At 72.7% G+C, this 24668-nt stretch carries 21 protein-coding genes and 1 pseudogene; 15 read left to right on the top strand and 7 right to left on the bottom strand.

Going from position 1 to position 24668, the window contains the following annotated elements; all coding sequences use genetic code 11:
- Nucleotides 1-572: 572 nt before the first annotated feature.
- Nucleotides 573-1052 (bottom strand): hypothetical protein, encoded by a 480-nt coding sequence (locus ABZ374_RS43885; RefSeq protein WP_360323370.1) that lies wholly within the window; start codon nucleotides 1050-1052, stop codon nucleotides 573-575.
- Nucleotides 1049-2215, bottom strand: a complete 1167-nt coding sequence (locus tag ABZ374_RS43880; RefSeq protein WP_360323368.1) for a molybdopterin-dependent oxidoreductase — start codon at nucleotides 2213-2215, stop codon at nucleotides 1049-1051. The genes ABZ374_RS43885 and ABZ374_RS43880 overlap by 4 nt, the downstream gene beginning before the upstream one ends.
- A gap of 74 nt (nucleotides 2216-2289) precedes the next feature.
- Here ABZ374_RS43880 and ABZ374_RS43875 point away from each other — a divergent pair.
- A pseudogene (locus tag ABZ374_RS43875) lies at nucleotides 2290-3474 on the top strand (glycosyltransferase 87 family protein); the annotation flags it as partial.
- A gap of 212 nt (nucleotides 3475-3686) precedes the next feature.
- Here ABZ374_RS43875 and ABZ374_RS43870 read toward each other — a convergent pair.
- Together ABZ374_RS43870 and ABZ374_RS43865 are read right to left on the bottom strand one after the other, a co-directional pair.
- The gene (locus ABZ374_RS43870) at nucleotides 3687-4085 is read right to left on the bottom strand and encodes a rhodanese-like domain-containing protein (RefSeq protein ID WP_360323366.1); all 399 of its coding nucleotides are present in this window, start codon (nucleotides 4083-4085) and stop codon (nucleotides 3687-3689) included.
- Nucleotides 4082-4645 carry a cysteine dioxygenase family protein gene (locus tag ABZ374_RS43865; RefSeq protein WP_360323364.1) on the bottom strand — a complete coding sequence of 188 codons (564 nt, stop codon included), beginning with the start codon at nucleotides 4643-4645 and terminating at the stop codon, nucleotides 4082-4084. Before ABZ374_RS43865 ends, ABZ374_RS43870 begins: the two co-directional genes overlap by 4 nt.
- An 839-nt stretch (nucleotides 4646-5484) precedes the next feature.
- On the opposite strand from ABZ374_RS43865, the gene ABZ374_RS43860 reads away from it, so the two are divergent.
- From ABZ374_RS43860 to ABZ374_RS43850, 3 genes are all read left to right on the top strand, one after another.
- On the top strand, nucleotides 5485-5754 hold the full coding sequence (locus ABZ374_RS43860) for a WhiB family transcriptional regulator (RefSeq protein ID WP_360323362.1): 270 nt from the start codon (nucleotides 5485-5487) through the stop codon (nucleotides 5752-5754).
- A gap of 107 nt (nucleotides 5755-5861) precedes the next feature.
- Nucleotides 5862-9653, top strand: coding sequence for a glycosyltransferase (locus tag ABZ374_RS43855; RefSeq protein WP_360323360.1), 3792 nt, complete (start codon nucleotides 5862-5864; stop codon nucleotides 9651-9653).
- On the top strand, nucleotides 9650-11119 hold the full coding sequence (locus ABZ374_RS43850; protein WP_360323358.1) for a DUF5719 family protein: 1470 nt from the start codon (nucleotides 9650-9652) through the stop codon (nucleotides 11117-11119). The genes ABZ374_RS43855 and ABZ374_RS43850 overlap by 4 nt, the downstream gene beginning before the upstream one ends.
- A gap of 77 nt (nucleotides 11120-11196) precedes the next feature.
- Here ABZ374_RS43850 and ABZ374_RS43845 read toward each other — a convergent pair whose 3' ends face one another.
- On the bottom strand, nucleotides 11197-11562 hold the full coding sequence (locus tag ABZ374_RS43845) for a metallopeptidase family protein (protein ID WP_355545354.1): 366 nt from the start codon (nucleotides 11560-11562) through the stop codon (nucleotides 11197-11199).
- A gap of 265 nt (nucleotides 11563-11827) precedes the next feature.
- Here ABZ374_RS43845 and ABZ374_RS43840 point away from each other — a divergent pair, with 265 nt between their 5' ends.
- The 8 genes from ABZ374_RS43840 (at nucleotide 11828) to ABZ374_RS43805 (ending at nucleotide 20031) form a co-directional block, all read left to right on the top strand.
- Nucleotides 11828-12202, top strand: a complete 375-nt coding sequence (locus ABZ374_RS43840; protein ID WP_026219631.1) for a DUF3499 domain-containing protein — start codon at nucleotides 11828-11830, stop codon at nucleotides 12200-12202.
- Nucleotides 12203-12308: 106 nt separating this feature from the next.
- Nucleotides 12309-13679: a phosphomannomutase/phosphoglucomutase gene (locus ABZ374_RS43835; RefSeq protein ID WP_360323356.1), complete on the top strand. Its 1371-nt coding sequence runs from the start codon at nucleotides 12309-12311 to the stop codon at nucleotides 13677-13679.
- Between the two features lie 104 nt (nucleotides 13680-13783).
- The gene (locus ABZ374_RS43830; RefSeq protein WP_360323354.1) at nucleotides 13784-13969 is read left to right on the top strand and encodes a Trm112 family protein; all 186 of its coding nucleotides are present in this window, start codon (nucleotides 13784-13786) and stop codon (nucleotides 13967-13969) included.
- The gene (locus tag ABZ374_RS43825) at nucleotides 13966-15147 is read left to right on the top strand and encodes an SIS domain-containing protein (RefSeq protein WP_360323352.1); all 1182 of its coding nucleotides are present in this window, start codon (nucleotides 13966-13968) and stop codon (nucleotides 15145-15147) included. Before ABZ374_RS43830 ends, ABZ374_RS43825 begins: the two co-directional genes overlap by 4 nt.
- 2 nt (nucleotides 15148-15149) lie before the next feature.
- Nucleotides 15150-16370 carry a mannose-6-phosphate isomerase, class I gene (manA, locus tag ABZ374_RS43820; protein WP_360323350.1) on the top strand — a complete coding sequence of 407 codons (1221 nt, stop codon included), beginning with the start codon at nucleotides 15150-15152 and terminating at the stop codon, nucleotides 16368-16370.
- Nucleotides 16371-16507: 137 nt separating this feature from the next.
- Entirely contained in the window at nucleotides 16508-17488 is a 981-nt protein-coding gene (locus ABZ374_RS43815) for a cation diffusion facilitator family transporter (RefSeq protein WP_360323348.1), read from the top strand.
- 159 nt (nucleotides 17489-17647) lie between these two features.
- The gene (gene ahcY, locus ABZ374_RS43810; RefSeq protein WP_360323346.1) at nucleotides 17648-19096 is read left to right on the top strand and encodes an adenosylhomocysteinase; all 1449 of its coding nucleotides are present in this window, start codon (nucleotides 17648-17650) and stop codon (nucleotides 19094-19096) included.
- A 155-nt stretch (nucleotides 19097-19251) separates the two neighbouring features.
- The gene (locus ABZ374_RS43805) at nucleotides 19252-20031 is read left to right on the top strand and encodes an HNH endonuclease family protein (RefSeq protein ID WP_360323344.1); all 780 of its coding nucleotides are present in this window, start codon (nucleotides 19252-19254) and stop codon (nucleotides 20029-20031) included.
- A 93-nt stretch (nucleotides 20032-20124) separates the two neighbouring features.
- Here ABZ374_RS43805 and ABZ374_RS43800 read toward each other — a convergent pair whose 3' ends face one another.
- Entirely contained in the window at nucleotides 20125-21054 is a 930-nt protein-coding gene (locus ABZ374_RS43800) for a zinc-binding dehydrogenase (RefSeq protein WP_360323379.1), read from the bottom strand.
- Nucleotides 21055-21150: 96 nt separating this feature from the next.
- Between ABZ374_RS43800 and ABZ374_RS43795 the strand changes: the two genes are divergently transcribed.
- A complete protein-coding gene (locus tag ABZ374_RS43795) occupies nucleotides 21151-21606 on the top strand; it encodes a MarR family transcriptional regulator (protein WP_360323342.1) in 456 nt (151 codons plus the stop codon).
- Between the two features lie 9 nt (nucleotides 21607-21615).
- The gene (locus ABZ374_RS43790) at nucleotides 21616-22221 is read left to right on the top strand and encodes a hypothetical protein (protein ID WP_360323340.1); all 606 of its coding nucleotides are present in this window, start codon (nucleotides 21616-21618) and stop codon (nucleotides 22219-22221) included.
- Here ABZ374_RS43790 and ABZ374_RS43785 read toward each other — a convergent pair.
- Nucleotides 22205-23224, bottom strand: a complete 1020-nt coding sequence (locus ABZ374_RS43785; protein ID WP_360323338.1) for an RDD family protein — start codon at nucleotides 23222-23224, stop codon at nucleotides 22205-22207. The genes ABZ374_RS43790 and ABZ374_RS43785 overlap by 17 nt on opposite strands.
- A gap of 50 nt (nucleotides 23225-23274) precedes the next feature.
- Between ABZ374_RS43785 and ABZ374_RS43780 the strand changes: the two genes are divergently transcribed.
- A complete protein-coding gene (locus ABZ374_RS43780; protein ID WP_360323336.1) occupies nucleotides 23275-24282 on the top strand; it encodes a stage II sporulation protein M in 1008 nt (335 codons plus the stop codon).
- Nucleotides 24283-24668 lie beyond the last annotated feature (386 nt).

Below are 24668 nucleotides of genomic sequence, written 5' to 3'. Positions count from 1 at the left end.
ACGGGGTGCCACTTCCGAGCCCCGCCGGTCACCGCGCTCCGCGCCCGCCTCGGGGTGCCACTTCCGAGCCCCGCCGGTCACCGCGCTCCGCGCCCGCCTCGGGGTGCCACTTCCGAGCCCCGCCGGTCACCGCGCTCCGCGCCCGTCCCGGGGTGCCACTTCCGAGCCCCACCGTCACCGCGCTCCGCGCCCGTCCCGGGGCGCCACCTCCGAGCCCCGCCCTCATCGCGCCCCGGAGTGCCACCTCCGAGCCCCACCGGTCACCGTGCTCCGCACGCGAACAGGAGCGCAGGCCCCGAGCCCAACCCTCACCGCGCTCCCCACCCGAACGGGAGCGCGGCCCCGCGCCCCACTCGCGCCGCACTTCACACTCGAATCGGAGCGCCACCTCCGAACGCCACCCTCACCGCACTCCGCACCCAAACCCGTATCCCGGCCACGCCGCGCACCACCGCACCGCCGCGCCCCCCGCCCCCCAGTGCCCCCGCGCACCGCCGCGCCCGAGCCGCCTCGTTCGACACCCCACCCCCACCCGCCCTCAGCTCACCTCACCTCACCTCACCCCCACCACATCAACCCCCGCCCCGCCCCCGCCGCCGCGCCCCGCGCAATACCAGCACCGCCGCCGTCCCCACCCCGACCGCCGCCCACACGATGACCAGGCCCCGCGCGTAGTCCAACGGCAGCACCGACGGGTTCTGTGTCGGGAGCGGGCGCAGCAGCGCCGGGAGGGCGATCAGCGTGCCCACCACCCCCACCGCCGCGCCGCCCAGGACGGTTCGTCGCACCCACGCGGGCGGACCCGGCCGCACCCGCATCGTCAGCGCGGCGACGGTGAAGACCGCGACCGCGAAGACCGCGTCGTGCAGCAGCAATCCGCCGACCAACCACTTCGCCAGCCCCACCCGCGCGGTCAGGAACGGGTCGTCCCAGGTGCCCGCCACGCCCCAGCCGATGCCCGCCAGCCCGGCGGCGCCCAGCACGAGTCGAACGGCGTTCACCGTGCGCCCGGTTCGCGGCCGGACCGGCTCGGGCTCGATCGCCGTGCTCATCCCAGCACCTCCATCCGGTCGACCCACTTCGTCTGGAGCACGCCCGGCCGGTTCGGCGCGATGATCCGGGCCGGGTAGCCGTGGTCCTCGGCCAGCGGCGCGCCTTCCAGCATCAACGCCAACAGGGTCAGCGAGTCGCGCGCCCACTCGTCCGGCATGTCCATCACCGAGTACGGGCTGAACAGTTCGTGCGAGAACACCCGCAGCCGGGCCCCGGGCGGCGCGCCCGCCCGAGCCATCAGGTCCCGAATCCGCACGCCGGACCAGTGCGCCGACGCGCTCCAGCCCTCGACGCATGTGATCGGCAGCGTGGCCTCGTGCTGCGGCATCGCCAACAACTCGGCGCGGGTGAGCGCGAACGGCCTCGGCCCGGCCACCTCCAGCCGCCATTGGGGATCGCGGACCGCCGTCAACACGCCCGCCGCCCGCGCCGTGCGATTCACCGGCAGGCCCTGTGGGCCGAGGTCCGCCCGCCGCGGCGCCAGCACCGACACCCGCCCCAGCGGAGTCACCGTCTGTCCCACGGTGGCCAGGGTGACCACGCCCACGCCGCCGCCCAACACGGTCAACAGGCCGCGTCGCGAGGGCCCTTCGCGCTCGGCCGCGACGCCCTGGGGACGCCGCCAGTGCGCCAGGATCAGCGGCAGCTTCACCGCGACGTGCAGGGTGACCGCCCCGGCCGCCACCCACGCGATCCAGTAGTGCGCCGGCACGAACGGGAACGGCCACGGATACCACTGCACGATGTTCAGCAGCCCGGTGACCAGTTCGAAGATCGCCGCCATCATCAGCACCGCGATCGACAACCGCTCCAGCGCGTGCGCGACCGACGTCGCCGGCGGCCAGGCGAACAGCCGCGGATAGACCACCCACAACTTCACCAGCAGCAGCGGCACGGCCGCGATCCCGGTCGCCACGTGCAGCCCCTGGGTGACTCGATACCCCCACACCGGCCGGGACGGCAGCGCGAGCCAGTGCGGCTGATGCTGGAGCAGATGACTGAACAAGCCGGTCAGAAAGCAGATCAGGAAGGCGAGGCCGAGCAGCCGGCCGACCAGTACGGTGGTACGCGGATCGTGCAGTGCGCCGCGAAACGCGCCGGCCCGGAACGGACCGCGGCGCAACCCGGCGGGCGGGTCCGGCAAGCGGATGTCGAGCTTCATGTGCCCAGCCAACGCCGAAAACCCGCCGCCGGCCCCCATTGACCGCCTTACAAAGTGCTGACGGTCGGCCCGGGATGCCCCGAAAACGGCCTCGCGACGCACAGACTCGCGCCATGTCATCGAGCACGGCGACCCCGAACAGCACGGCCGACACCGGCCCGACCAGGAGCACCACGACCACGATTGCCGCCGCCGGCACCGGACTCGGCCTGGCGGGCGCCGTCGGTTGCGCGGTGTACGGCCCGTGGACGCACCCCGGCAGTGTGGGCGTGTACGTCGTGTACGGCGTCGCCTGGGTGTTGTTCGCGCTCGGTGTCCGGCTCGTGCATCGGCTGCCGGTGCGCCGCGCGGTGCCGTTGATCCTGATCGGTGCGCTCGCGCTGCCCGCGTTGGCGGCCGGCGCCCCGCCGCGGACCAGCGACGACGCCTACCGCTACGCGTTCGACGGGCGGGTCCAGGCGGCGGGCCGCTCGCCGTACGCGCACGCCCCGGCGGATCCCGAGGTGGCCGGCTTCCGCGACGCGTGGTTGTTCCCGAGGGGCGAGTGCGCCGGGTGGTTCAAACACCCGCTGCCGGACGGCTCGTGCACCCGGATCAACCGGCCCGACGTGCACACCATCTACCCGCCGGTGGCCGAGGCGTACTACTGGCTCGTGCACGTGGTCACCCCGTCCGGCCGGCGCGAACCGGTCCAGGCCGCCGCCGCGTTGCTGGCCGTGCTGGTGACCCTCGCGCTGCTCGTGGTGTTGCGCCGGTTCGGCCGCGATCCCCGACACGCGGTGTTGTGGGCGTGGTGTCCGATGGTCGCGATCGAGGCGGGCAACAACGCGCACGTGGACGTGCTGGGCGTGCTGCTGATGGTGCTCGGACTGGCCGCGGTCGCCGGGCGCCGGTCGATCCTGGGCGGGGTGCTGCTCGGCGGTGCCGTCGCGACGAAGATGTTTCCGGCCGCGGCCCTGGTCGGTGGGCTGCGTCGGTCGCCGGTGCGGCTGCTCGCCTCGGCCGGGCTCACCGTGTTGCTGGTCTATCTTCCGCACGTGCTCGCGGTCGGGCCGGCCGTGTTCGGCTACCTGCCCGGCTACCTGGAGGAGGAACGGTACGACGACGGCGCGCGCTTCGGCCTGCTCGGACTGGTGCTGCCGACCGGTCTCACCCCTTACGCGGCCGTCGTCGTACTGATCGTGCTCGCCGTCGTGGTGGCCGCCCGCGCCGACCCGGACCGCCCGTGGCAGGGCGCGCTCACGATGACCGGCGGCATGTTGTTCGTGCTGACCCCGGCCTACCCCTGGTACGCGCTGCTCGTGGTCGCGCTGGTGGCGCTGGACGGGCGGCGCCCGGAGTGGCTCGCGCTGGGCCCGGCGGGATATGCCCTCTATCTCACCTGGGGCCTGGAGCTGACCCCGGATCAGATCCGGGCCACCCACCAGATCGGCTACGGCGCGGCGCTGCTGCTTGTGCTCGGCGCGGCGCTCTACCGACGATTGCGGCCCGGGGCGGGCACCACCGGCAGGCCGGCCGCCTTCCACGCCTGGAAGCCGCCGATCAGGTCGGTCGCCCCGGACAGGCCCAGGTCCACCAGCGACGCCGCCGCGAGGCTGGACGCGTAGCCCTCGTCGCACAACACGACCACGCGCAGGTCGTAGCCGGTGGCCTCGGGCACCCGCGCCGTGCCCTCGGGATCGAGGCGCCACTCCAGGTGGTTGCGTTCGATCACCAACGCGCCCGGCACCGCGCCGTCCGCGTCGCGCTGGAAGTCGGGGCGGGTGTCCACCAGCACCGCGCCGTCGTGGAACGCGGCGTGCGCCTGTTCGGGGGTCACCCGGGCGAGCTTGGCCCGAGCCTGTTCCAGGAGTCGGTCGACCGCGCTCACCACTGCTCTCCCGAACGCTCGACGCCGACCCGACGCAGCGGCGCGAAGCTGGGCCGCGCGATGTCCTCGCCGGCGTCGTACAGGTTCATCGAGTCCAGCCGCGGCGTGTACACGTGCACGCTGATCGCCGGTTCGGTGCCCATGTTGGTCACCTCGTGTACATAGGTCGGCCCGAACACGCGGGTGGTGCCGGCGGTGAGCACCCGCTCGCGGGCGCCGGCCCGACGCAGCGGGGTGACCACCAGGGAGCGCTCGTGCAGTTCGCCGGAGACCACGGTGAACACGCCGGACGAGCCGCCGTGGTCGTGCAGTCCGGTGCCCTGGCCGGGCAGCCAGCTCAGCAGCCAGACCTCCATGTCCTCGGTCGCGGCGAGCCGCTTGTACCAGCGGGAGATCGGGTCGTAGCGGACCTGGTCGAGTTCGGCCGCGACCAGGCCGGCATGCTGCCGGGCGAGCGCGGCGAGCCGGGCGACGGCCGGACGCACGGGGGGAGCGACGGGGAGGGCGAGCACGGCGGGGGCGGCGAGCGGGTCGCCGGCGACGGTGATGTCGCTGGACATAGGGGAGTCCTTCGAGATGTCTGCGCTTGTTTCTGGCGCGGCGGATCAGGCGAACGCGACGGAGCGAAAGCGAACACGCGAGCGGCCGACAACATCCCGAACGGACATTCGGCCGAATCGAACGGCCGTGCCGATAAAGGGGGAAAAGAGTGCCGCCGCTTGCGCGGAGGACAGCCGAAAAGGCGTCCTCAGGCGATACAGCCCGGACAACAGCTGTACACGTGGTCGCACGGCGGACACAGCGCGCTGAACACCCGACGGACGTCGACAGGACGACTCCGGTACCGGCTGCAGCGTGCGGACATGGGAAAAGAAGACCGTCTACGGGGTGGCCGTGTCAACTCGCCGCGGTGCGCCCGCGCCGGTCCGCACCCCAATCGGACGCCCGCTGCCCGATTCGGGTGAGGAATCCTGGGAAGGGATTGAAGCCCGCAGGGCACGGGGAGGCCCATTTCCGGGTGACATCGGCAACCGACGTCGATGTGTGACCTCGGTCATCATCGCGGTTTTCGGGCCCGTCCCGGGAACTGCGCGGACGGTGTGAGGCGTAGTCCATTGCAGAGGTCATCACGGGTTGGCATCGAATGTCGCCGCGACTCCCGCCGGTACGCTCCCGCCCGGAACGTCGAAGCGATCGCGTGGCACAGTGCTTGTCCGGATCTGTCCATTTATGTGGTCAATCCGGATTGCTGTGGTCCCGGGGAGTGAATCCCCGCCCTAATAGCAGAGCCCGGCTTGACGTCGCAGCAACGACGCGCTTGTAATTTCACACACGTCGTGAACCGTTACCGGTAACGGCTTAATCACGGGGACGCAAAAACGGGTCGAGGAGGCACGCGATGGGCGAGCTGTTCCAGCTACTGGTCGCCGACGGCGAGAGCGAGGAGGAGGAGCTCGGTTGGCAGGAGCGGGCACTGTGCGCGCAGACCGACCCCGAGTCCTTCTTCCCGGAGAAGGGCGGCTCGACACGAGAGGCCAAGAAGGTCTGCCTCGCGTGCGAGGTGCGCGACGAGTGCCTGGAATACGCGCTGGCCAACGACGAACGCTTCGGCATCTGGGGCGGATTGTCCGAACGCGAGCGGCGCCGACTCAAGAAGGCGGCCGTCTGAGCGACGCCCGCTGAGCATCGCCCGCCCAGGGGCGTCGGCCGAGGCCGCGACCCCGAGCAGAGCGGGCGCGGGGTGCCCGTCGCGTAGTGTGTTCGCCGTTCGGCCGGATGCCGGACCGCTGGTACCACGCCGCTTCGAGCCCCCCGGGGTCACCGCACTCGATGTCACTTTTCAGCCATCAGTCGGCATACGCGCAAGCTCCGGCTTTTTCACGGCACATAGTCACCGCGATCCTCGTCGCCCATGACGGGGCACGCTGGTTGCCCGGCACACTGACCGGCCTGCTCGGTCAGGAGCGCCCGGTCCAGCGCGTCGTCGCGGTCGACACCGGCAGTACCGATGCCTCGGCCGGTCTGCTGGAGGACGCGCTCGGTCAGGGCTCGGTGCTGCACGCCGAGCGACGGACCGCGTTCGGTGCCGCCGTGAGTGAAGCCCTGCGTGCCGCGCCGCACCTCGATCCCGCGTCCCTGCCCTATCGGATCGACGCGTACGACGCGTCCGACCCGTACGGCGACACCGACCAGGACCGCCCGCCGCGGTCGACCGAACCGGTCGAGTGGCTGTGGCTCCTGCACGACGACAGCGAGCCCGCACCCGACGCGCTGCACCTGCTGCTGCGCGCCGCCGACGAACTGCCCTCCGCGGCCGTGCTCGGCCCCAAGGTGCGCAGTTGGTACGACCGCAGGCAACTCCTCGAGGTCGGCACCACCCTCACCGGCAGCGGCCGACGCTGGACCGGCCTGGAGCGCCGCGAGCAGGACCAGGGCCAGCACGACGCGGTGCGCGGTGTGCTCTCCGTCTCCAGCGCGGGCATGCTGGTGCGCCGCGACGTGTGGGAGGGCCTGGGCGGCTTCGACCCGCACCTGCCGCTCTCGCGCGACGACACCGACTTCGGCTGGCGGGTCAACGCCGCCGGACACCGCGTGGTGATCGTGCCGGACGCGGTGGTGCAACACGCCGAGGCGGCCACGCGCGAGCGCCGACCGATCGACGTCGCGGCGAACCGCCCGCACCGGGTGGACCGCGCGGGGGCCGCCTACACCCTGCTGGCGAACACCACCGGCGCGGGCTGGCCGCTGCTCTGGTTCCGGCTGTTGTTCGGCGGTCTGTTCCGCAGCCTGGGCTACCTGCTCGGCAAGCTGCCCGGCATGGCCCTGGACGAACTGCTCGGCACCATCTCGGTGTTGCTGCGCCCCGGCGGATTCCTGTCCGCGCGCCGGGCCCGGGCCCGCACCCGGACGACGTCCGACAAGGACCTGGGCGACCTGTTCCCCAGCCGCGCGGCCACCGTGCGCCATGCCGCCGAGGGGCTGCTGGGCAACCTGCGGCGCAGCGAGGAGCCGGAGACCCGCTCCGGCCGACACAGCAGCGCGGAATCGGGCCCGGTCGACGAGGACGCCGAGTCGCTCGACTCGGAGAGCTTCGTCAAGCTGCGTGTGCTGATGCGCCGCCCCGGACTCTCGCTCGCCGTCGCGCTCACCCTGATCACCCTGTTCGCCGCCCGCGAATTGCTCGGCGGCGGAAGCCTGTTCGGCGGCGCCCTGTTGCCCCCACCCGAGGGTGCGGCGGATCTGTGGGACCGCTACCGCGACACCTGGCACGGCGTCGGCTTCGGCGAGGCGGCGAGCGCCCCGCCCTATGTCGGCGCGCTCGCCGCGTTCGCGACCCTGCTGTTCGGCAAGGCCGGCACCGCGGTCGCGGTACTGCTGATCGGCAGCGTCCCGTTGGCCGGGATCAGCGCCTACCTGTGCACCCGCCGACTGGTGTCCGCGCCCGGCGTGCGGGTGTGGGGCGCGGCCGTGTACGCGCTGACCCCCGTGGCCACCGGCGCGATCGCCTCCGGTCGGATCGGCACCGCGGTCGCCCTCGTGCTGGCTCCCGTGGTCGCGCGCGGCGCGGCCCAGGTGTTCGGCGCCGGCGACCTCAAGCCGTCCATGCGCGCCGGCTGGGCCACCGGCCTGGCGCTGGCCGTCGCGGCGGCGTTCGCCCCGTTGTTGTGGCTCGCGGTCGCGCTGCTCGCGCTGATCGCCGTCGGGGTGTCCTTCGCCGGACTGCTCGGCCCGCGACCGGGCCCGGGCCTGCTGGTGCGCATCGGCGTCGTGCTCGGCACCCCGCTGGTCCTGCTCGGCCCGTGGACCCTGACCCTGGCGGGCAACCCCAAGCTGTTCCTGACCGAGCCCGGGCTGGCCGGCGACGCGCTGGCCGAGAAGGGCACCAGTCCGGTCGGCCTGCTGCTCCTGGACCCGGGCGGTCCCGGCACCCTGCCGCTGTGGCTGACCGGCGCGCTGCTGCTGGTGGCGCTGGCCGCGCTGTTGCGCGACTCGCGGCGCGCGGCGGTGCTGGGCGCGTGGGCGGTGGCCCTGGTCGGCCTGCTCCTGGCGATCGTGGTCAGCCATGTCGAACTCACCGTCGAGGCCACCGGCGACAAGGTGCCCGCCTGGCCCGGCACGGCCGTGGTGGTGATCGCGCTCGGCTACGTCGCCGCGGCGATGGTCGGCGCCGAGGACGCCCGTACCCGGGTCGCGGCCGGCAGCTTCGGCTGGCGCCAGCCCACCGCCGTGGTGCTGACCGTGCTGGCCGGGCTCACCCCGGTCGCGGCGGCCGGCGTCTGGTTGTGGCAGGGCGCGAACGGGCCGCTGGAGCGCCGCGACCCGGTCGTGGTGCCCGCGTTCGTGGCCGAGGAGGCCGCCGGGCCGCGCCATCCGCGCACGCTGGTGCTGACCTCGCCCGAGCCGGGCAACGTCGCCTACACGATCGTGCGTGGCTCGGGCCCGGTGCTCGGCGACGCCGAACTGGCGCCCAAGGCGTCCACGTACCGGCAGTTCGACACGTTCCTGGGCAAGTTGCTCTCCGGTGGCGGCGGCGCGAGCGCGAGCATGCTCGCCCCGTACGGCATCGAGTTCGTGCAGCTCAAGCCGCCGGTGGGCGGCGAACTGGCCGCCCGCCTGGACGGCACGCCGGGCCTGGCCCGGGTCGGCGCGACCCAGGGCGCCACCCTGTGGCGTCTGCAATATCCGGTCGGCCGCGCGCTGATCGTCGACCCCGACGGTCGCAGCGCGGCGGTCCCCTCCACCCGCGAGGGCGTGTCCACCCGGATCGAGGCCGGCCCCCAGGGTCGAATCCTGCGACTCGCGGAGCGCGCCGACTCGGGCTGGGAGGCCACCCAGGGCGGCCGGAAGCTGACCGCCCGCACGCTGGACGGCTGGGCGCAGGGCTTCGAGCTGCGGCCCGAGGCGGGCCGGCTCGAAATCGTGCACTCGTCCGGCGGACACGGCATCTGGCTGCTCGTCCAGGGCGTCCTGGTGTTCGTCGTGTTCGTCATGGCGCTGCCCGCCCGTCGACGCGGCACCGACGACGACCTGCCGGAAGCCGACGCCCCGGCGGCCCCGGCCGCCGGCGAGGGCACCGGGCGCCGCGCCCGCCGGGCCAAGGCCGAGTCGGAGGAGCCGGTGCCGGCCCCGGAGGCGGTACCGGTCGCGGTGGCCGCCGAGGGCTCGGACGCGTTCGGCTTCCCCGAGCAGCGCACCGACCCGGCCGAGGCGCCGGTGCCGGTGGAGGCGTGGAACGGCGCGTCCTACGACGCCGCCGCGACACCGGCCTACGAGCAGTACCCGCAGCAGGACTACGGGCAGGAGTACCAGGGCTACCCGGACTACCAGGGCTACCAGTACGACCAGGGCGCCCCGGCCGCGCCGGGTGCGCCGGACGGGTCGGACGCGGCCGGCTCCTACGGCTGGGTCCCGCCCCAGCCGCAGCACCCCGTCTACGACGAGTACGGCAACGTGGTGCCCGCGCCGCAGTACGACCCGAACGCCTACCCGGACCAAGGCGGCTGGCCGCCCGAGCCGAGCCCGGGTGACCAACCCTGGCCGCCGCCCTCGCAGGGAGACCGCCCGTGAAGCGCACCACCCTCTCCCTGGCCGTCGTCGTCGCGCTGCTGGCCGCGGTCGTCGGCCTGGCGATCGTCACCCGCCCGACCGAGAGCAAGGCGGCACCGCCGCCCGCGGCGGGCCGGGTGCCGATGCAGCAGTCCGAGCTGAGCTGTCCGACGATCCGCGAGCTGCCCGGCAGCTCGACCGTGGTCTCCGCGTTGACCCCGCCCGCGCAGAACCCCACGAGCGGCGGTGAGGCGAGCGTCGTCGAACTCGGCGACCGCACCAAGGCACGCACCAAGGTCGAGGCCCCGGGCAAGCTCGCGAGTTTCAACGTGGACAACATCGACGTCCCGCCGCTCGTGGGCAACGCCGCGGGGGCGTTCGCGCCGGGCTTCACGGCCGGCGCGGTCACCCGGGTACCCAGTGGCGCCGGCCGCGGCCTGGCCGGCCTGGCCTGCGAGGCGCCGACCACCGACCGCTGGTTCGTGGGCACCTCCACCGCCGAGAACCGCGACGCGTACCTGTACCTGTCCAACAGCAAGGACACGCCGGCCGTGGTCGACGTTGAGCTGTTCGGGCCCAACGGTCCGATCGACGCCGAGGCGGGCCGCGGGTTGTCCCTGGCGCCCGGCGCGACGCTGCCGGTGCTGCTGCGCACGCTCAACCCGAGCGCGGTCTTCCCGGGCGTGGCGGTGCACGTGATCGCCCGCACCGGCCGCGTCGGCGCGGCGATCCGGGACCAGGAGGGCGCGGTGGGCACCGACTGGCTGCCCTCGGCCGGGGCGCCGGGCCGCAACCTGGTGATCACCGGCCTGCCCGCGATCACCGGCGACGCGGGCAACGTGCAGCTCATGCTGCTCTCGCCCAGCGGCGAGAACACCGACGTGCAACTGTCCGTGGCCGGCAAGGTGAACACCTTCAAGCCGGTCGAGCACGAGAGCACCGAGGTCAAGGGCACCAAGCTGACGGTGATCGACCTCGGCCCGGTCAACCGCAGCGACGCGGGCGCCCTGCGGCTCACCTCCGGACGCGCGGACATCATCGCCGGCGTGCGGGTGGTGCAGGGCACCGGAGCGGACGCCGAGGTGGCCTTCCTGGCCGCCACGCCCGAACTCGCCGGACGCGCGGTGGTCGCGGAGAACCGCTCCGGCGGCGCGGTCACCGGCACCGTCTCGCTCACCGCGCCCAAGGGCCCGGCCAAGGTCAAACTCACCTCGATCGGGGACAAGGGCGAGCCGGTGTCCGCGGACGTCGAGGTGCCGGCCGGCACCACGATCCAGGTGCCCGCCCCGGTGCCCGCCGGCGCCGCCCGGTTCGCGGTGATCGCCGAACCGCTGCCGGGCTCGCAGCCGGTGCACGCGGTGCGCACGATCACCGAGACGATGGGCAAGACCGCCGCGTTCACGGTGCAGCCGTTCGTGCCGACCACCGAGACCGTCGTGGTGCCCAACGCGCGCGAGGACCTGTCCCTGCTGGTCCCGCAGAAGTAGCGCCGCCGTACGCGGAAAACGACCCGGCCCGGCTCCCCTCGACGGGGACCCGGGCCGGGTCGTTTCCTGCCTGCCGCTCAGTCGTCGGGGTCGATGGTGTCCGGATCCATCCCGAGCAGGTCGGCGACCTGCTCCACGAGCACGTCGTTGACCAGCATCTCCAGCTCGGTGCGGCCCTCGGCGCGCAGTTCGAGCGGGCGGCGGTACAAGATGATCGTCGCCGGGACGCCCTTGGTCGCCGGCACCAGCCGGCCCAGCGCCACGGCCTCGTCGCCGTTCACCGCGGTTTCGGCCTCGGGCACGTCCAGGACCGCGAAGCGGACCTCCTCCAGTTGCGGCCAGCGCTTGGCGAGCCGTTCGACGACGTCGGCGGCGAGGTCGTCGAACCGCTGCGCGCGAGTCAGCGCGATCGGCACGGGGGGCGGGGCGAGCGGACCGCGCATGCCGCGGCCGTGCCGGTCGCGCCGACTACGGCGCCGCCGGTCACGCTCACGAGGAGAAGAGGGGACCGAGTGCTCGTTGTGCACGGGACGAGCTTAGGGCCTGCCGGCCCGATGCGGATCGGTCCGGGCGGGCTCGTTCGCACTCGGATCGGGGCGCCGAACGGCGGTGCGAGACGCCGTCCGCACCCTGTGAGGAGCGACACGTGAGTCACACCGCACCCGGATACGACGCGGGTTCGGCCCGCTTGCGGTACCGTCCATCGTCGTGAGCCCTGTACGTCGCTGTTCGCGGACCGCCTGCGGCCGAACCGCAGTCGCCACGTTGACGTACGTCTACGCCGACTCCACGGCCGTCCTGGGCCCTCTCGCGACTTATGCCGAGCCCCATTGCTACGACCTGTGCGCCGAGCACTCGGAGCGGCTGACCGCGCCGCGTGGTTGGGATGTCGTGCGCCTGGCGCCGGATCCGAGCGCGGGCAAGCCCAGCAGCGACGACCTCGAGGCGCTGGCCAACGCCGTGCGCGAGGCCGCCCGCCCGCCGCAACCCCCGCAACCCGCGCCCGAGCCGCCGGACCGGGACGGCCGTCCCGAGGCCGGTCGGCGCGGTCACCTGCGCGTTCTGCGCTCACCCGAGAGCTGACCGCCGGCCGATAGGGTCTGATGCGTCGTCCGCGGGGCAGGGATCGACGGTCAACGGCCATTACCGCGGCGAATCGGGACCGCGGCCAAGCGAGTGGAGTCTTCGGGTGCGCGACCTCTCCCAGATCGTGAAGGCGTACGACGTGCGGGGTGTGGTCCCCGAGCAACTGGACGCCGACACCGCGCGGGCACTGGGCGCGGCGTTCGTGCGGGTCACCGGGGCCGACGCGATCGTGATCGGCTGGGACATGCGGCCGTCCTCGCCGGAGTTGTCCGGCGCGTTCGCCGCCGGCGCCGCCGCCCAGGGTGCGGACGTCACGCTCATCGGCCTGGCCTCCACCGACGAGCTCTACTTCGCCAGTGGCAGCCTGAACCTTCCCGGCGCGATGTTCACCGCCAGCCACAACCCCGCGCAGTACAACGGGATCAAGATGTGCCGCGCGGGCGCCGCCCCGATCGGCCAGGACAGCGGCCTGGCCGACATCCGCGCGCTCGCCGAGGCGGGCGTGCCCGAGTACACCGGCGAACCGGGCACGATCACCGAGCACGACGTGCTGGCCGACTACGCCGCGCACCTGCTGGGCCTGGTCGACCTGACCGGCATCCGACCGCTCAAGGTGGTCGTGGACGCGGGCAACGGCATGGGCGGACACACCGTGCCCAGCGTGCTGGGCGCCGCGAGCGGGCTGCCGCTGGAGATCGTCCCGCTGTACTTCGAACTGGACGGCTCGTTCCCCAACCACGAGGCCAACCCGCTGGACCCGAAGAACCTGGTCGACCTCCAGGCCGAGGTACGCAAGAGCGGTGCCGACCTGGGCCTGGCCTTCGACGGCGACGCCGACCGCTGCTTCGTCGTCGACGAGAACGGCGACCCGGTCTCGCCGTCCGCGGTCACCGCGCTGGTCGCGGTCCGCGAGATCGCCCGGGCCAGGGCGAACGGCGAGGACGCGCCGGTGATCATCCACAACCTGATCACCTCGCGCGCAGTCCCGGAGATCGTCACCGAGCACGGCGGCCGGGCGGTGCGCACCAGGGTGGGCCACTCGTTCATCAAGGGCGAGATGGCGAAGACCGACGCGATCTTCGGCGGCGAGCACTCCGCGCACTACTACTTCCGCGACTTCTGGCGGGCGGACACCGGCATGCTGGCCGCGATCCACGTGCTCGCCGCGCTCGGCGGCCAGAGCCTGCCGCTGTCCGCGTTCGCGAGCGAGTACGACCGCTACCCGGCGTCCGGCGAGATCAACAGCGAGGTCGCCGACCAGGCGGCCGCGACCGCGAAGGTGCGCGCCGCGTTCGAGGGCCGACCCACCGCCGTGGTGGACGACCTGGACGGGATGACCGTGGTGGCCGACCGGTGGTGGTTCAACCTGCGTGCCTCCAACACCGAGCCGCTGTTGCGGCTCAATGTCGAGGCCGACGACGAGCCCACGATGATCGCGGTCCGCGACGAGGTGCTGGCACTCGTCCGGGGCTGACCGGTCGGCTCGGTAGTGTGGTGGGTTCAATCGGACGGCCGCCGCGCCGAATCGGGGCGAGTGGGTACGAATCGGCGCGGCCGGCCGGAAAAGTGGGAGATGTCGTGAATCTGGAACCGTCGCAGTTGGCGATCCTGACCTGCCCGGTCTGCCACGCCTCGCTGCACCGGGACGGGGACGCCGCGCTGGCCTGCGACAACTCCGCGTGCGCACTGGTGTACCCGGTCGTCGACGACATTCCGGTGCTGCTCGTGGACGAGGCCCGCCGGCCCGGTACCGCGCGGGCATGAACATCCTCGACGAGGGCCTGCTGGACGACCAGGACGGCATCGCCCGGGCCGACGCGGCGGACACGCTGCGCGCCCTGGCCGGCGCCGGGGCACAGGTGCGCCGGGCCGTGCAGGCCGCGCGCGAGGCGGTGCCCGCCGCGATCGCGCCCCGGGACCGCCCGCGCACGGTGATCCTGGCCGCGCCCGCGTACGGGCCGCTGGGCCATGCGCTGCGCGCGGTCACCGGCGCGGACGCGGCGCTGCCGCTGGTGCTCGCGGCGGGCGGCGTGCTGCCCGGCTGGGCCGGTCCGATGGACCTTGTGCTGTTGGCCGGTCGAGGGGACGAGCCCGGCTTGATCGAACTCGCCGGGCAGGCGTACCGACGCGGCTGCCAGGTGGCCGCGGCCACTCCCGCCGGGTCGCCGCTCGACGCCGCCGTGCAGCAGTCCCGCGGTGTGGTGGTCCCGGTTCCCGTCGATGCCGCCCCGGTCGGCACGACCGGCTACGCCGATCACACCGTGTTCGCCGCGCAGACCGCGTTCTGGCCGCTGTTCACCGCGCTCCTGGCGCTCACCGGCGCGGTCGGCGCGAGCGCGTTCGCCCCCGGCGAGGCACTGGCGAGCGTGGACGCGATGGCCGACCGCCTCGACGAGGCGAGCACCCGCTGCCGGCCCGCCGCCGACGCCTACCTCAACCCCGCCAAGGGGCTGGCCGTCGCGATCGCCGGCACCATCCCGGTGATCTGGGGCGCGGGCACCGTCGCCGGTGTGGCCGCCGAGCGCTTCGCGACGATGTGCGTCGGCGTCGCCGCCACCCCCGCGCTGTCCGGCGCGCTGCCCCTCGCGGGCCGCTACCAGGACCGGGTCTTCACCGCCGGCGACGCGGCCGACGTCGCCGACCCGGACGACTTCTTCCGCGACCGGGTGGACGAGCCCGAGCCGGTGCGGATGTACCCGGTGCTGCTCGTCGACCACGACGACCAGGACACCGCCGCGCCCCTGGACCGGGCCCGACGCACGCTGGGCGCGCTCGGCCAGTCCGCCGTCGGCGAGGTCGGCGCCCGCGGCGGCAGCCCGCTGGAACGGCTCGCCGAGCTGATCGCGGTGACCGACTTCGCCGCCGTCTACCTGGCCCTGGGCACCGGCGTCGGCCCCGCCGTACCGGGCCTGTTCTCCTGGACCGAAGGTGGTCCCCGCTAGCCATGGACCGCCTCGTCAACCGGATCCGCGCCAACGCGTGGGGTTCGCTCACGGCCATCCCCGAACTGCTCGGCGTCGCTCCCAGCGGCCGACCGCAGGCCGAGCTGTGGATGGGCGCCCACCCGGGCGCGCCCTCCGAGATCGACCGGGGGCAGGGGCCGTGCTCGCTGGTCGAGCTGATCGCCGCCGACCCCGAGGGCGAACTCGGCGCGGACACCACGGCCCGGTTCGGCCCGCGCCTGCCGTTCCTGCTCAAGGTGCTGGCCGCGGAGGAACCGCTCTCGCTCCAGGTGCACCCCGACGCGCTCCAGGCCCGGCACGGCTACGCCGAGGAGGAGGCGCGCGGCGTCCCGATCGACGCCCCGCACCGCAACTACCGCGATTCCAGCCACAAGCCGGAGATGATCTGCGCGCTCGGCGACTTCGAAGGTCTGGTCGGCTACCGCGAGATCGCCGGCACGCTCAAGCTCCTCGACGCCCTCGACGTCCCGGAACTGGCCCCGTTCGCACGGGCGTTGCGAAACCCGGACCAGGAGGCGGCACTGCGTGCGGCGACCACGCACGTGCTCATGCTGCCCGCCCGCCTGCGGATCGGCGTGGTCGACGCGGTCGCCGCCGCCTGCCGCCGGCTGGCCGCGAACGGATCCCCGTACGCGGGGGCCTGCGCCGCGGTCGCGGGCCTGGCCGAGCGCCACCCGGGCGACCCGGGCGTCGCGGTGGCGCTGCTGCTCAACCACATCCGGCTGCGCGAGGGCGAGGCGGTCTTCCTCGCGGCCGGCATGCCGCACTCCTACCTGCACGGCGTCGTGGTCGAGATCCTCGCCAACTCCGACAACGTGTTGCGCTGCGGCCTGACCGACAAGCACATCGACGTCGGCGAACTGCTGCGGATCATGGCCTTCCGGGCCGGCCCGGTGGAGATCCTGGGCCCCGAGCCGACCGAGGTCGACCCTGGCGAGGAGGTCTACGCGACCCCGGTCGCCGACTTCCGGCTCTCCCGACTGCGGGCCACCTCGGGCCGTGCGCCGTACCTGCTGGACACCGCCGGCCCGCAGATCCTGCTGTGCGTACGCGGCGCCGCGACCGCGACCGGCGCGGACGGCGCGGTGCTCGACCTGGCGCGCGGCCAATCGGTGTACGTTCGCGCGGGTGAACCGCGCGTCGCGGTCACCGTCGAGGGGGACGACGGCCTGGTCTTCCGGGCGACCGTCCCGTGCCCCTGAGCACCGCGGCGCGATCGACGCGGGCCACATCGAGGCAAGCCTGCCGGGGTAGGCGCGTGCCCGATGGCACACTGATCGCCGACGAACGGTAGTCGGCGGCCGACGACGATGGTCAACCAACGGGTGGGAGTCGACCTATGAGCGCGGGTGGCGGAACCAAGGCGGTGGTCGCGGCACTGGCGGCGAACCTGGGCATCGCGGTGGGCAAGTTCGTGGCCTTCGCCTTCACCCGGTCCTCGTCGATGCTGGCCGAGGGCGTGCACTCGTTGGCCGACTCCGGCAATCAGGTGCTGCTCCTGGTCGGCGGCAAACGGGCGCAGCGCGACGCCACGCCCGAACATCCCTTCGGCTACGGCCGCGAGCGCTACATCTACGGCTTCCTGGTCTCCATCGTGCTGTTCTCCGTCGGCGGCATGTTCGCGATCTACGAGGGCTACGAGAAGATCGCCCATCCGCACGAACTGAAGAGCTGGTACTGGGCGGTCGGCGTGCTGGTCTTCTCGATCGTGCTGGAGGCCTTCTCCTTCCGGACCGCGATCGCCGAGTCCAACCTGCACCGGGGCGCGCTGAGTTGGCCGCAGTTCATCCGCCGGGCCAAGTCGCCCGAGCTGCCGATCGTGCTGCTGGAGGACTTCGGCGCGCTGATCGGCCTGGTCCTGGCCCTGGCCGGGGTCAGCCTCGCGGTGGCCACCGGCGACGGGGTGTGGGACGGGATCGGCACGCTGTGCATCGGCGTGCTGCTGGTGCTGATCGCGATCGTGCTCGCGCTGGAGACCCGCAGCCTGCTGCTCGGCGAGGCCGCCGGGGTGGAGACGGTCCGGGCGATCGAGGCGGCCATCGTGGCCGGTCCCGACGTCGAGCGGCTGATCCACATGCGCACGCTGCACCTGGGCCCGGAGGAACTGCTGGTCGCCGCGAAGATCGCGGTCAACCACGACGACACCGCGGCCGAGGTGGCCCGGGCGATCGACGCCGCCGAGGCACGCGTGCGCGCGGCCGTGCCGATCGCCCGGGTGATCTACCTGGAGCCGGACATATACCGTCCGGACGAGGCCGCGCGCGGCGCCGACCCCGAGGCCACGCCCGGGGGCAAGGACCCGCACATCGCCGACCACTGAGGTGTTAACGTCGTTGGCGCACAACGACAGTCGCTGCAGAGGGCGGTCGGGTCCGGGACCCGTAGGCACAGAAGTGTCCGACTGGATGGCACGGCATCGGCGCCCGCGGCACCGGTGTGTCTCCAGTCCCATCCACCCCCTCCGCAGAAGGATCCAACCATGGCTTCGCAGCTCGACGGCGATTTCAAGGTCGCCGACCTCTCCCTCGCCGCGTTCGGCCGCAAGGAGATCACCCTCGCCGAGCACGAGATGCCCGGACTGATGTCGATCCGTCGCGAGTTCGCCGCGTCGCAGCCGCTGGCCGGCGCCCGGATCATGGGCTCGCTGCACATGACCGTGCAGACCGCGGTGCTGATCGAGACGCTCGTCGCGCTCGGCGCCGAGGTGCGCTGGGTCTCCTGCAACATCTACTCCACCCAGGACCACGCCGCCGCGGCCATCGCGGTGGGCCCCGAGGGCACCCCCGAGGAGCCGCGCGGCGTGCCGGTCTACGCCTGGAAGGGCGAGACCCTGGAGGAGTACTGGTGGTGCACCGAGCAGGCGCTGAACTGGCCCGGCCAGGACGGTCCGAACATGATCCTCGACGACGGCGGCGACGCCACGATGCTCGTGCACAAGGGCGTCGAGTTCGAGAAGGCCGGCGCCGTCCCGGACGCGACCGACGCCGACTCCGAGGAGTACACGGTCTTCCTGGCGCTGCTGCGCGCGAGCTTCGCGGCGAACCCGGGCAAGTGGTCCGCGATGGCCCCCGGGATCATGGGCGTCACCGAGGAGACCACCACCGGCGTGCACCGCCTGTACGAGATGTTCCAGGCCGGTTCGCTGCTCTTCCCGGCGATCAACGTCAACGACTCGGTCACCAAGAGCAAGTTCGACAACAAGTACGGCGTCCGCCACTCGCTCATCGACGGCATCAACCGTGCCACCGACGTGCTGATCGGCGGCAAGGTCGCGGTCGTCTGCGGCTACGGCGACGTCGGCAAGGGTTCGGCCGAGTCGCTGCGCGGCCAGGGCGCCCGGGTGATCGTCACCGAGGTCGACCCGATCTGCGCGCTCCAGGCGGCGATGGACGGCTACCAGGTCACCACGCTGGACGAGGTCGTCGAGATCGGTGACATCTTCGTCACCACGACCGGCAACTTCAACATCATCATGGCGTCCGACATGCAGCGGATGAAGCACCAGGCGATCGTCGGCAACATCGGCCACTTCGACAACGAGATCGACATGGCCGGTCTGGCCAAGATCCCGGGCATCGTCAAGGACGAGGTCAAGCCGCAGGTGTACACCTGGACGTTCCCCGACGGCAAGAAGCTGATCGTGCTGTCCGAGGGCCGGCTGCTCAACCTGGGCAACGCGACGGGTCACCCGAGCTTCGTGATGTCCAACAGCTTCGCGAACCAGACCATCGCGCAGATCGAGCTGTTCACCAAGCCCGAGGAGTACCCGGTCGGCGTCTACGTGCTGCCCAAGCACCTGGACGAGAAGGTCGCGCGCCTGCACCTGGACGCGCTGGGCGTCAAGCTCACGACGCTGACCGAGGAGCAGGCCGCCTACATCGGCGTCAAGGTCGAGGGCCCGTACAAGACGGACGCCTACCGCTACTGATCCCGACCGTCGGTGCCGAGCACCGACATCGACCTCGATCGGTTCGACACCGATCGTTTCGACAGGCCGGGCGGCGCACGGATCGTGCGCCGCCCGGCCTGTTTCCGGACCACCATCGGGCAACGACACCACGACATCCCTCGGGGGGCGGTCGCATGCAACGGCGCGCGCACATATCCATCTCCGTCCTGCTGGCCGGCGCCGCACTGACGGCTTGTCAGGGCGACGACTCCAAGGCCGAACCCGCGGCCGGCGCCAAGTCGTCCAAGTCCGCCGCGGGCGCCTCGGCCCCGGCCGGCGGCTCGGCGGTCGACCCGCTGCAGAACGAGCAAGGCACCGGCCCGGGCCTGGCGCCGCTGACCTCGGCCGCCGACCTGACCCGGGCCCGGACGCTGATCGGGCGGGTGAACACCAAGGCCCGCGGTCCGCAGACCGGTTACGACCGGGAGAAGTACGGGCCGGCCTGGACCGACAGCGTCACCGACGTCCCCTTCGGCAGGAACAGTTGCGACACCCGCGACGACATCCTCAAGCGGGACGGCCAGGGGACCCGGTGGAAGGACGACAAGGGCTGCGTCGTGAACACGATGACGCTGCCCGATCCGTACTCCGGCAAGGACATAGCGTTCACCAAGGCCAAGGCGTCCGCGGTGCAGATAGACCACGTGGTCCCGCTCAGCGCCTCCTGGCAGATGGGCGCGGCGCAGTGGGACGCCGACAAGCGCCGCCGACTGGCCAACGATCCGCTCAACCTGCTCGCGGTGGACGGCCCGATCAACGGCGGCAAGGGCGATTCGAGCCCGGCCACGTGGCTGCCGCCGAACAAGGTGGTCCGCTGCTCGTATGTGGTGCGCTACGCGCAGGTCTCGATCAAGTACGACCTGCCGGTGACCGACGCGGACAAGCAGGCGATGCTCGCGCAGTGCGGCGGGTGAGCGAGCAGCGAGCCGGTCGGGTCGCGCCGAAGCTCGGGCCGTGCCCCGAGGCGAACGCTCGCGGCGGTCGAGCGAGCAAGCCGGCCGCGCCGCCTACGGTCGCAACACGACCTTGCCGAGGTTGGCGCGCGCCTCGATCACCGCGTGCGCCTTCGCCGCGTCCGCGAGGGCGAACGTCTCGTGCACCGCGACCCGGAGCCGGCCCGCCGCCGCCAGGTCCCACAGTTCCCGCCCGTGCCGTTCGTATCGCTCCGGAAACGCGGTGGCGAACCGCGCCATCGACATTCCGGTGATCGTCCGCGCGCCTGCGAGCAGTTCCCACGCGGGCACCGTTCCGCCGCCGGAGTTGAAGAAGACCAACCGTCCGAACGGCGCGAGCGCGCCCACCGCACGCGGCAGTACGTCACCACCGACCCCGTCGAGCACGACGTCGACCGGCTCGCCCCACGACCGGGCGTCGTAGGGCACCACGTCGTCGACGCCCAGACCGCGCAGGAAGTCGGCCTTGTCGAGCGAGCCGACGGCCGCCACCACGCGCCGGGCGCCGCGCACCCGGGCCAGTTGCACGGCCAGATGACCGACTCCGCTCGCGGCGCCGGTGACCAGGACGGACTTCCCCTCGACCGAGCCGGCCGAGGCCAGTGCGGCGAGCGCGACCTGGCCGCCGCGCACCAGCGCGACCGCGTCCACGGCGCTCGCGGCGGCCGGGATGTGCGACGCGGTGAAGATCGGTGCCGGGGCCAGTTCGGCATAGGCGTTGGTGAACGAGATCGCGACCACCCGATCCCCGACCGCGTATCCGGTGACGTCCGCACCGATCGCCGCCACGTCGCCGGCCACCTCCCCGCCGAACACCCCGGGCAGCGGCAGCCCACCCTCGCGCACCTTCCGCACGCTCGGCAGGCTCACCCCGATCGCCTCGGTACGGATCAGCAATTCGCCCGGCCCCGGCTCGGGCGGCTCGGCCTCCTCCACCCGCAACACTTCCGGACCGCCGTACTCGTAGTAGCGAACGCGACGCACACACACCTCCGAGAACCTGGCGAACATCATGGGGAACCCCAACGATATGCACTCGGTCGTGGGAAAGTCCAACGATTCTCCGGGTAGGCTGCCCCCATGGTCGACAAGCTGCCCGCCCCCGCCCGGATCCGCGCCCTGCCCAGTTGGCTGCTCGGTCGCGCCGCCGCCCACGGCCGCGGACTGGTCCGGGAGGCACTGGCTACGGACGGCATGCCGATGCTGCACCACCTGGTGCTGATCGCGGTCCGCGAGTACGGCCCGGTCGCACAGGCCGAACTCGCCCGCGCGGTGGGCATCGACCCCAAGGACATGGTCGCGATCCTGAACGCTCTCCAGACCGACGGCCTGGTCACCCGCACCCCCGATCCCCGCGACCGGCGCAAGAACGCGATCACCACCACTCCCGCCGGCGAACAGCGGCTGGTCCGCCAGGAACCGCTCGTGGACGCCGCGATGGACGAACTGCTCGCCCCGCTCGACCCCGCCGAGCGAGCCACCTTCACCGCCCTGCTCCTGCGCGTGGTGGCCGCCGGCGAACCCAGCGTGTCGTAGGGTCCGCGCATGCCCTCAGGCACCTACTCCTTCCACGACCCGCACGACGGCACCCCGCTCGGCGAGGAACGCTTCTCCTGCGCACCCGGCCCGATCGGGTGGCGCTACACCGGAAGCGGCATCGACCTGACCCTGGACGCGCGCGGCCGGCCACTGCGCCTGGAGGCGCTCGCCGGTGGCTGGCGGGTGCGCGGCGGCGCGACGGTCGTGGACGGCGCGGCCGGGGTGGTGTGGTTGCGCGGCGCGGCCGATCCGAACGTGGACGAGCCGGCGATCGAGGCCGAGGCGAAGGCCGCCGGCTTCACCGGTCGCTCGCCCGCCTTCCTGATCGCCACCGCGACCCTGCTGAACCTGGCCCCCGGCGGCTCCGCGCGGCTGCGCCTGATCGCGCTGACCGAGCCGGTACTGGCGGCACACACGGTGGACCGCTCCTGGACCCTGGCCGAGGTCGAAACCCACGACGGCCTGCTCGTCGAACGCTACGAGGTGGACGACCTGGCCACCGGCGAGCGCACGACCGTGCACCTGAGCGGCGACGTGGTCCTCGCCGCCCCCGGCATCGAACTCGAAGCCCTCGACACACCCCCGAACAGGCGGATCACGACGGCGGGGTGAACCCGGGTCGCGGTCCGCGCTCGGGATCGGCGGGGGGTACGACCGGGGCGGGTCGAACCTCGGGTGTGGTGCCGGCAGGGGTGGCGGGCGGCTGAGCGGGCTCGGGCGCGGGGGCCTGCTCGTGGACCGGCGCCCAGGCCGGCGTCCGACCCGGAGCCGGCTCCGACGGCCGTGCCGCGGCGGGTGCCGCCGGCGGCGCGGGCATCCACGCCGCGGCCCCGGCACCCGCAGGAGCCTCGGCGGCGAAACCACGCGGCCCGCCCGCGTACCGCTCCCAGTCCCGCCGCTGCCGCTCGGCCAATACCGCGGCCAGATACACCACCGGGTGCATTCCGGGCGGCGGGCCGATACCGATCCGGTTCGCGGTATCCGCCGTCAGCCGCAGGCCCAGCGACGCCTCTATCGCCGGATCCAGATCACCCCGCCGCGACAGGAATTGCCGAATGGCCAAGGCCAGATCGTCGGACAGCCCCGACAACTCGATCCCGGTCGCCCACGCCGACGCGGCCGGATGCAGCGGCAGCGGCAAGTGCCGCGCGCCGGGAGTGCGCTCCCGCACCACGAACGTCCCGGCCACCATGTCGCCGAGCCGCTTGCCGTTCTTCGAGGCGAGCGAAGAGAACACCGCGCCACACCCGAACGTGGTCCAGAAATCCGCGAAGAAGCCGATCAACGCCCGCACCAACGCGTGCCGGAACCGAATCGGCCCGCCGTCGTCGCGAACCACCCGAAGGCCCAGCGCCATCTTCCCCGGCGACCGCCCGTGACTGGTCGTCTCCCACGCGACCGGCCAGCCGACCACGACCAACACCAGAATCGACAACAACAACGCCGTCGCGAGCGCCTCGTCCGCGACCGGCACCGCCAGCGACACCAGCCAGACCGCGAGCAGCAGCAGCGCCACCTGCGCGGCCACGTCGATCGCCATCGCGATCGCCCGACTGGGCAACCGGGCCGGCCGCAGGTCGAGCGCGACCGCCTCCCCCGTGACGAGCTCGGACACGTCCACCTCCAGTGTGTGCGTCGATGCCACTCCCAGAGAGGATGCACCGTATGGATGTCGACGTGTTCGTCGCGGTACACCGCCACGAGTGGCAACGCCTGGAACAACTGACCCGCCGCCGGCGGCGATTGTCGGGCCCCGAGGTGGACGAGCTGGTGACGCTGTACCGCCGCACGGCCACCCACCTGTCGACGATCCGCTCCGCCGCGCCCGACCCGGTGCTGGTCGGCCGACTCTCCACCCTGACCGCGCGAGCCCGCTCGGCGGTCACCGCCCCCCGTACTCCGGCCTGGCGGGAGGCGGTGCTGTTCCTGACCGTTCGATTCCCCGTCGCGGTCTACCGCAGTCGCCGCTGGTGGGGCGTCACCGCGTTGGTCTTCGTCGCACTGGCCTCGATCATCGCCGCCTGGGTGGCCCACGACCCGGCGGTCCGCGACGCGGTCGCCGCCCCGGAGGACATCCGCCGGTTGACCCGCCCCGGTGGGGACTTCGAGACCTACTACTCCAGCGCCCCCGCGAGTTCCTTCGCCGCCCAGGTGGCCACGAACAACGCGTGGGTGACGGCCGGCTGCCTGGCCCTGGGCATCCTGCTCGGCCTGCCGGTGATCTACATCGTCTTCGGCAATGCGATGAACGTCGGCATCTCGGCCGGCCTGATGGCCGACGCGGGTCGCCTGGACGTGTTCTTCGGCCTCATCACCCCACACGGCCTGCTCGAACTCACCGCGGTCTTCATCGCGGCGGGCGTGGGCCTGCGCCTGGGCTGGACGGTGATCGACCCGGGCCCCCGCACCCGGGCCCGCGCGATCGCCGAGGAGGGCCGCATCGCCCTGGGCATGGCCCTCGGCCTGGCCCTGGTCCTGGTCGTCTCCGGCGTCATCGAGGCATTCGTGACCCCGTCGGGCCTGCCGACCTGGGGCCGCATCGCGATCGGCGTGACGGCCGAGGCCCTGTTCCTGGGCTACGTGGTGATCCTGGGCCGCCGAGGCCAATTCGCCGGGGAGCAGGGGGATGTGGCATCCTCGGACGTCGCGGACGAACTGCCGATGGTCGCCTGAAGGGGTGATCTTGACAGTCCACCGGCCGCACACGTAGATTCGAAGGGTTGTCGCAAAGTTGTTCAACGGCGCGACAGTCTGGTAGTCTCTGCCAGAGTCGAGCGGGGCGTCCGTCAAGGATCGCATTCCTGCCGCAGCATCACCATCGAATTACTCGATCATCGGTCGCGTTCATTCGCGACGGGTTGGGCTATTTGCTGTTCTTGTGCGTGTGGTTTTGGAATTCCCAATCGGCCGGAGCGTGGCAGAAACGGGTTACCGAATCTGCTAAGCTCGAAGAGCCGGAAGCCAAGGAAACGAGAGTTTCGAAGGCGGAAAGCAACGGACGAAAAGCGGGTCGCAGGATCTGCTAGAGTCCGGAAGGCGGAAAGCGCGGAAACGCGGTG

The sequence above is a fragment of the Embleya sp. NPDC005971 genome, assembly GCF_040629175.1.
Lineage (GTDB): Bacteria > Actinomycetota > Actinomycetes > Streptomycetales > Streptomycetaceae > Embleya.
Note: the sequence above shows the minus strand (reverse complement) of the source record. Positions and strands in the feature narration are given on the sequence as shown.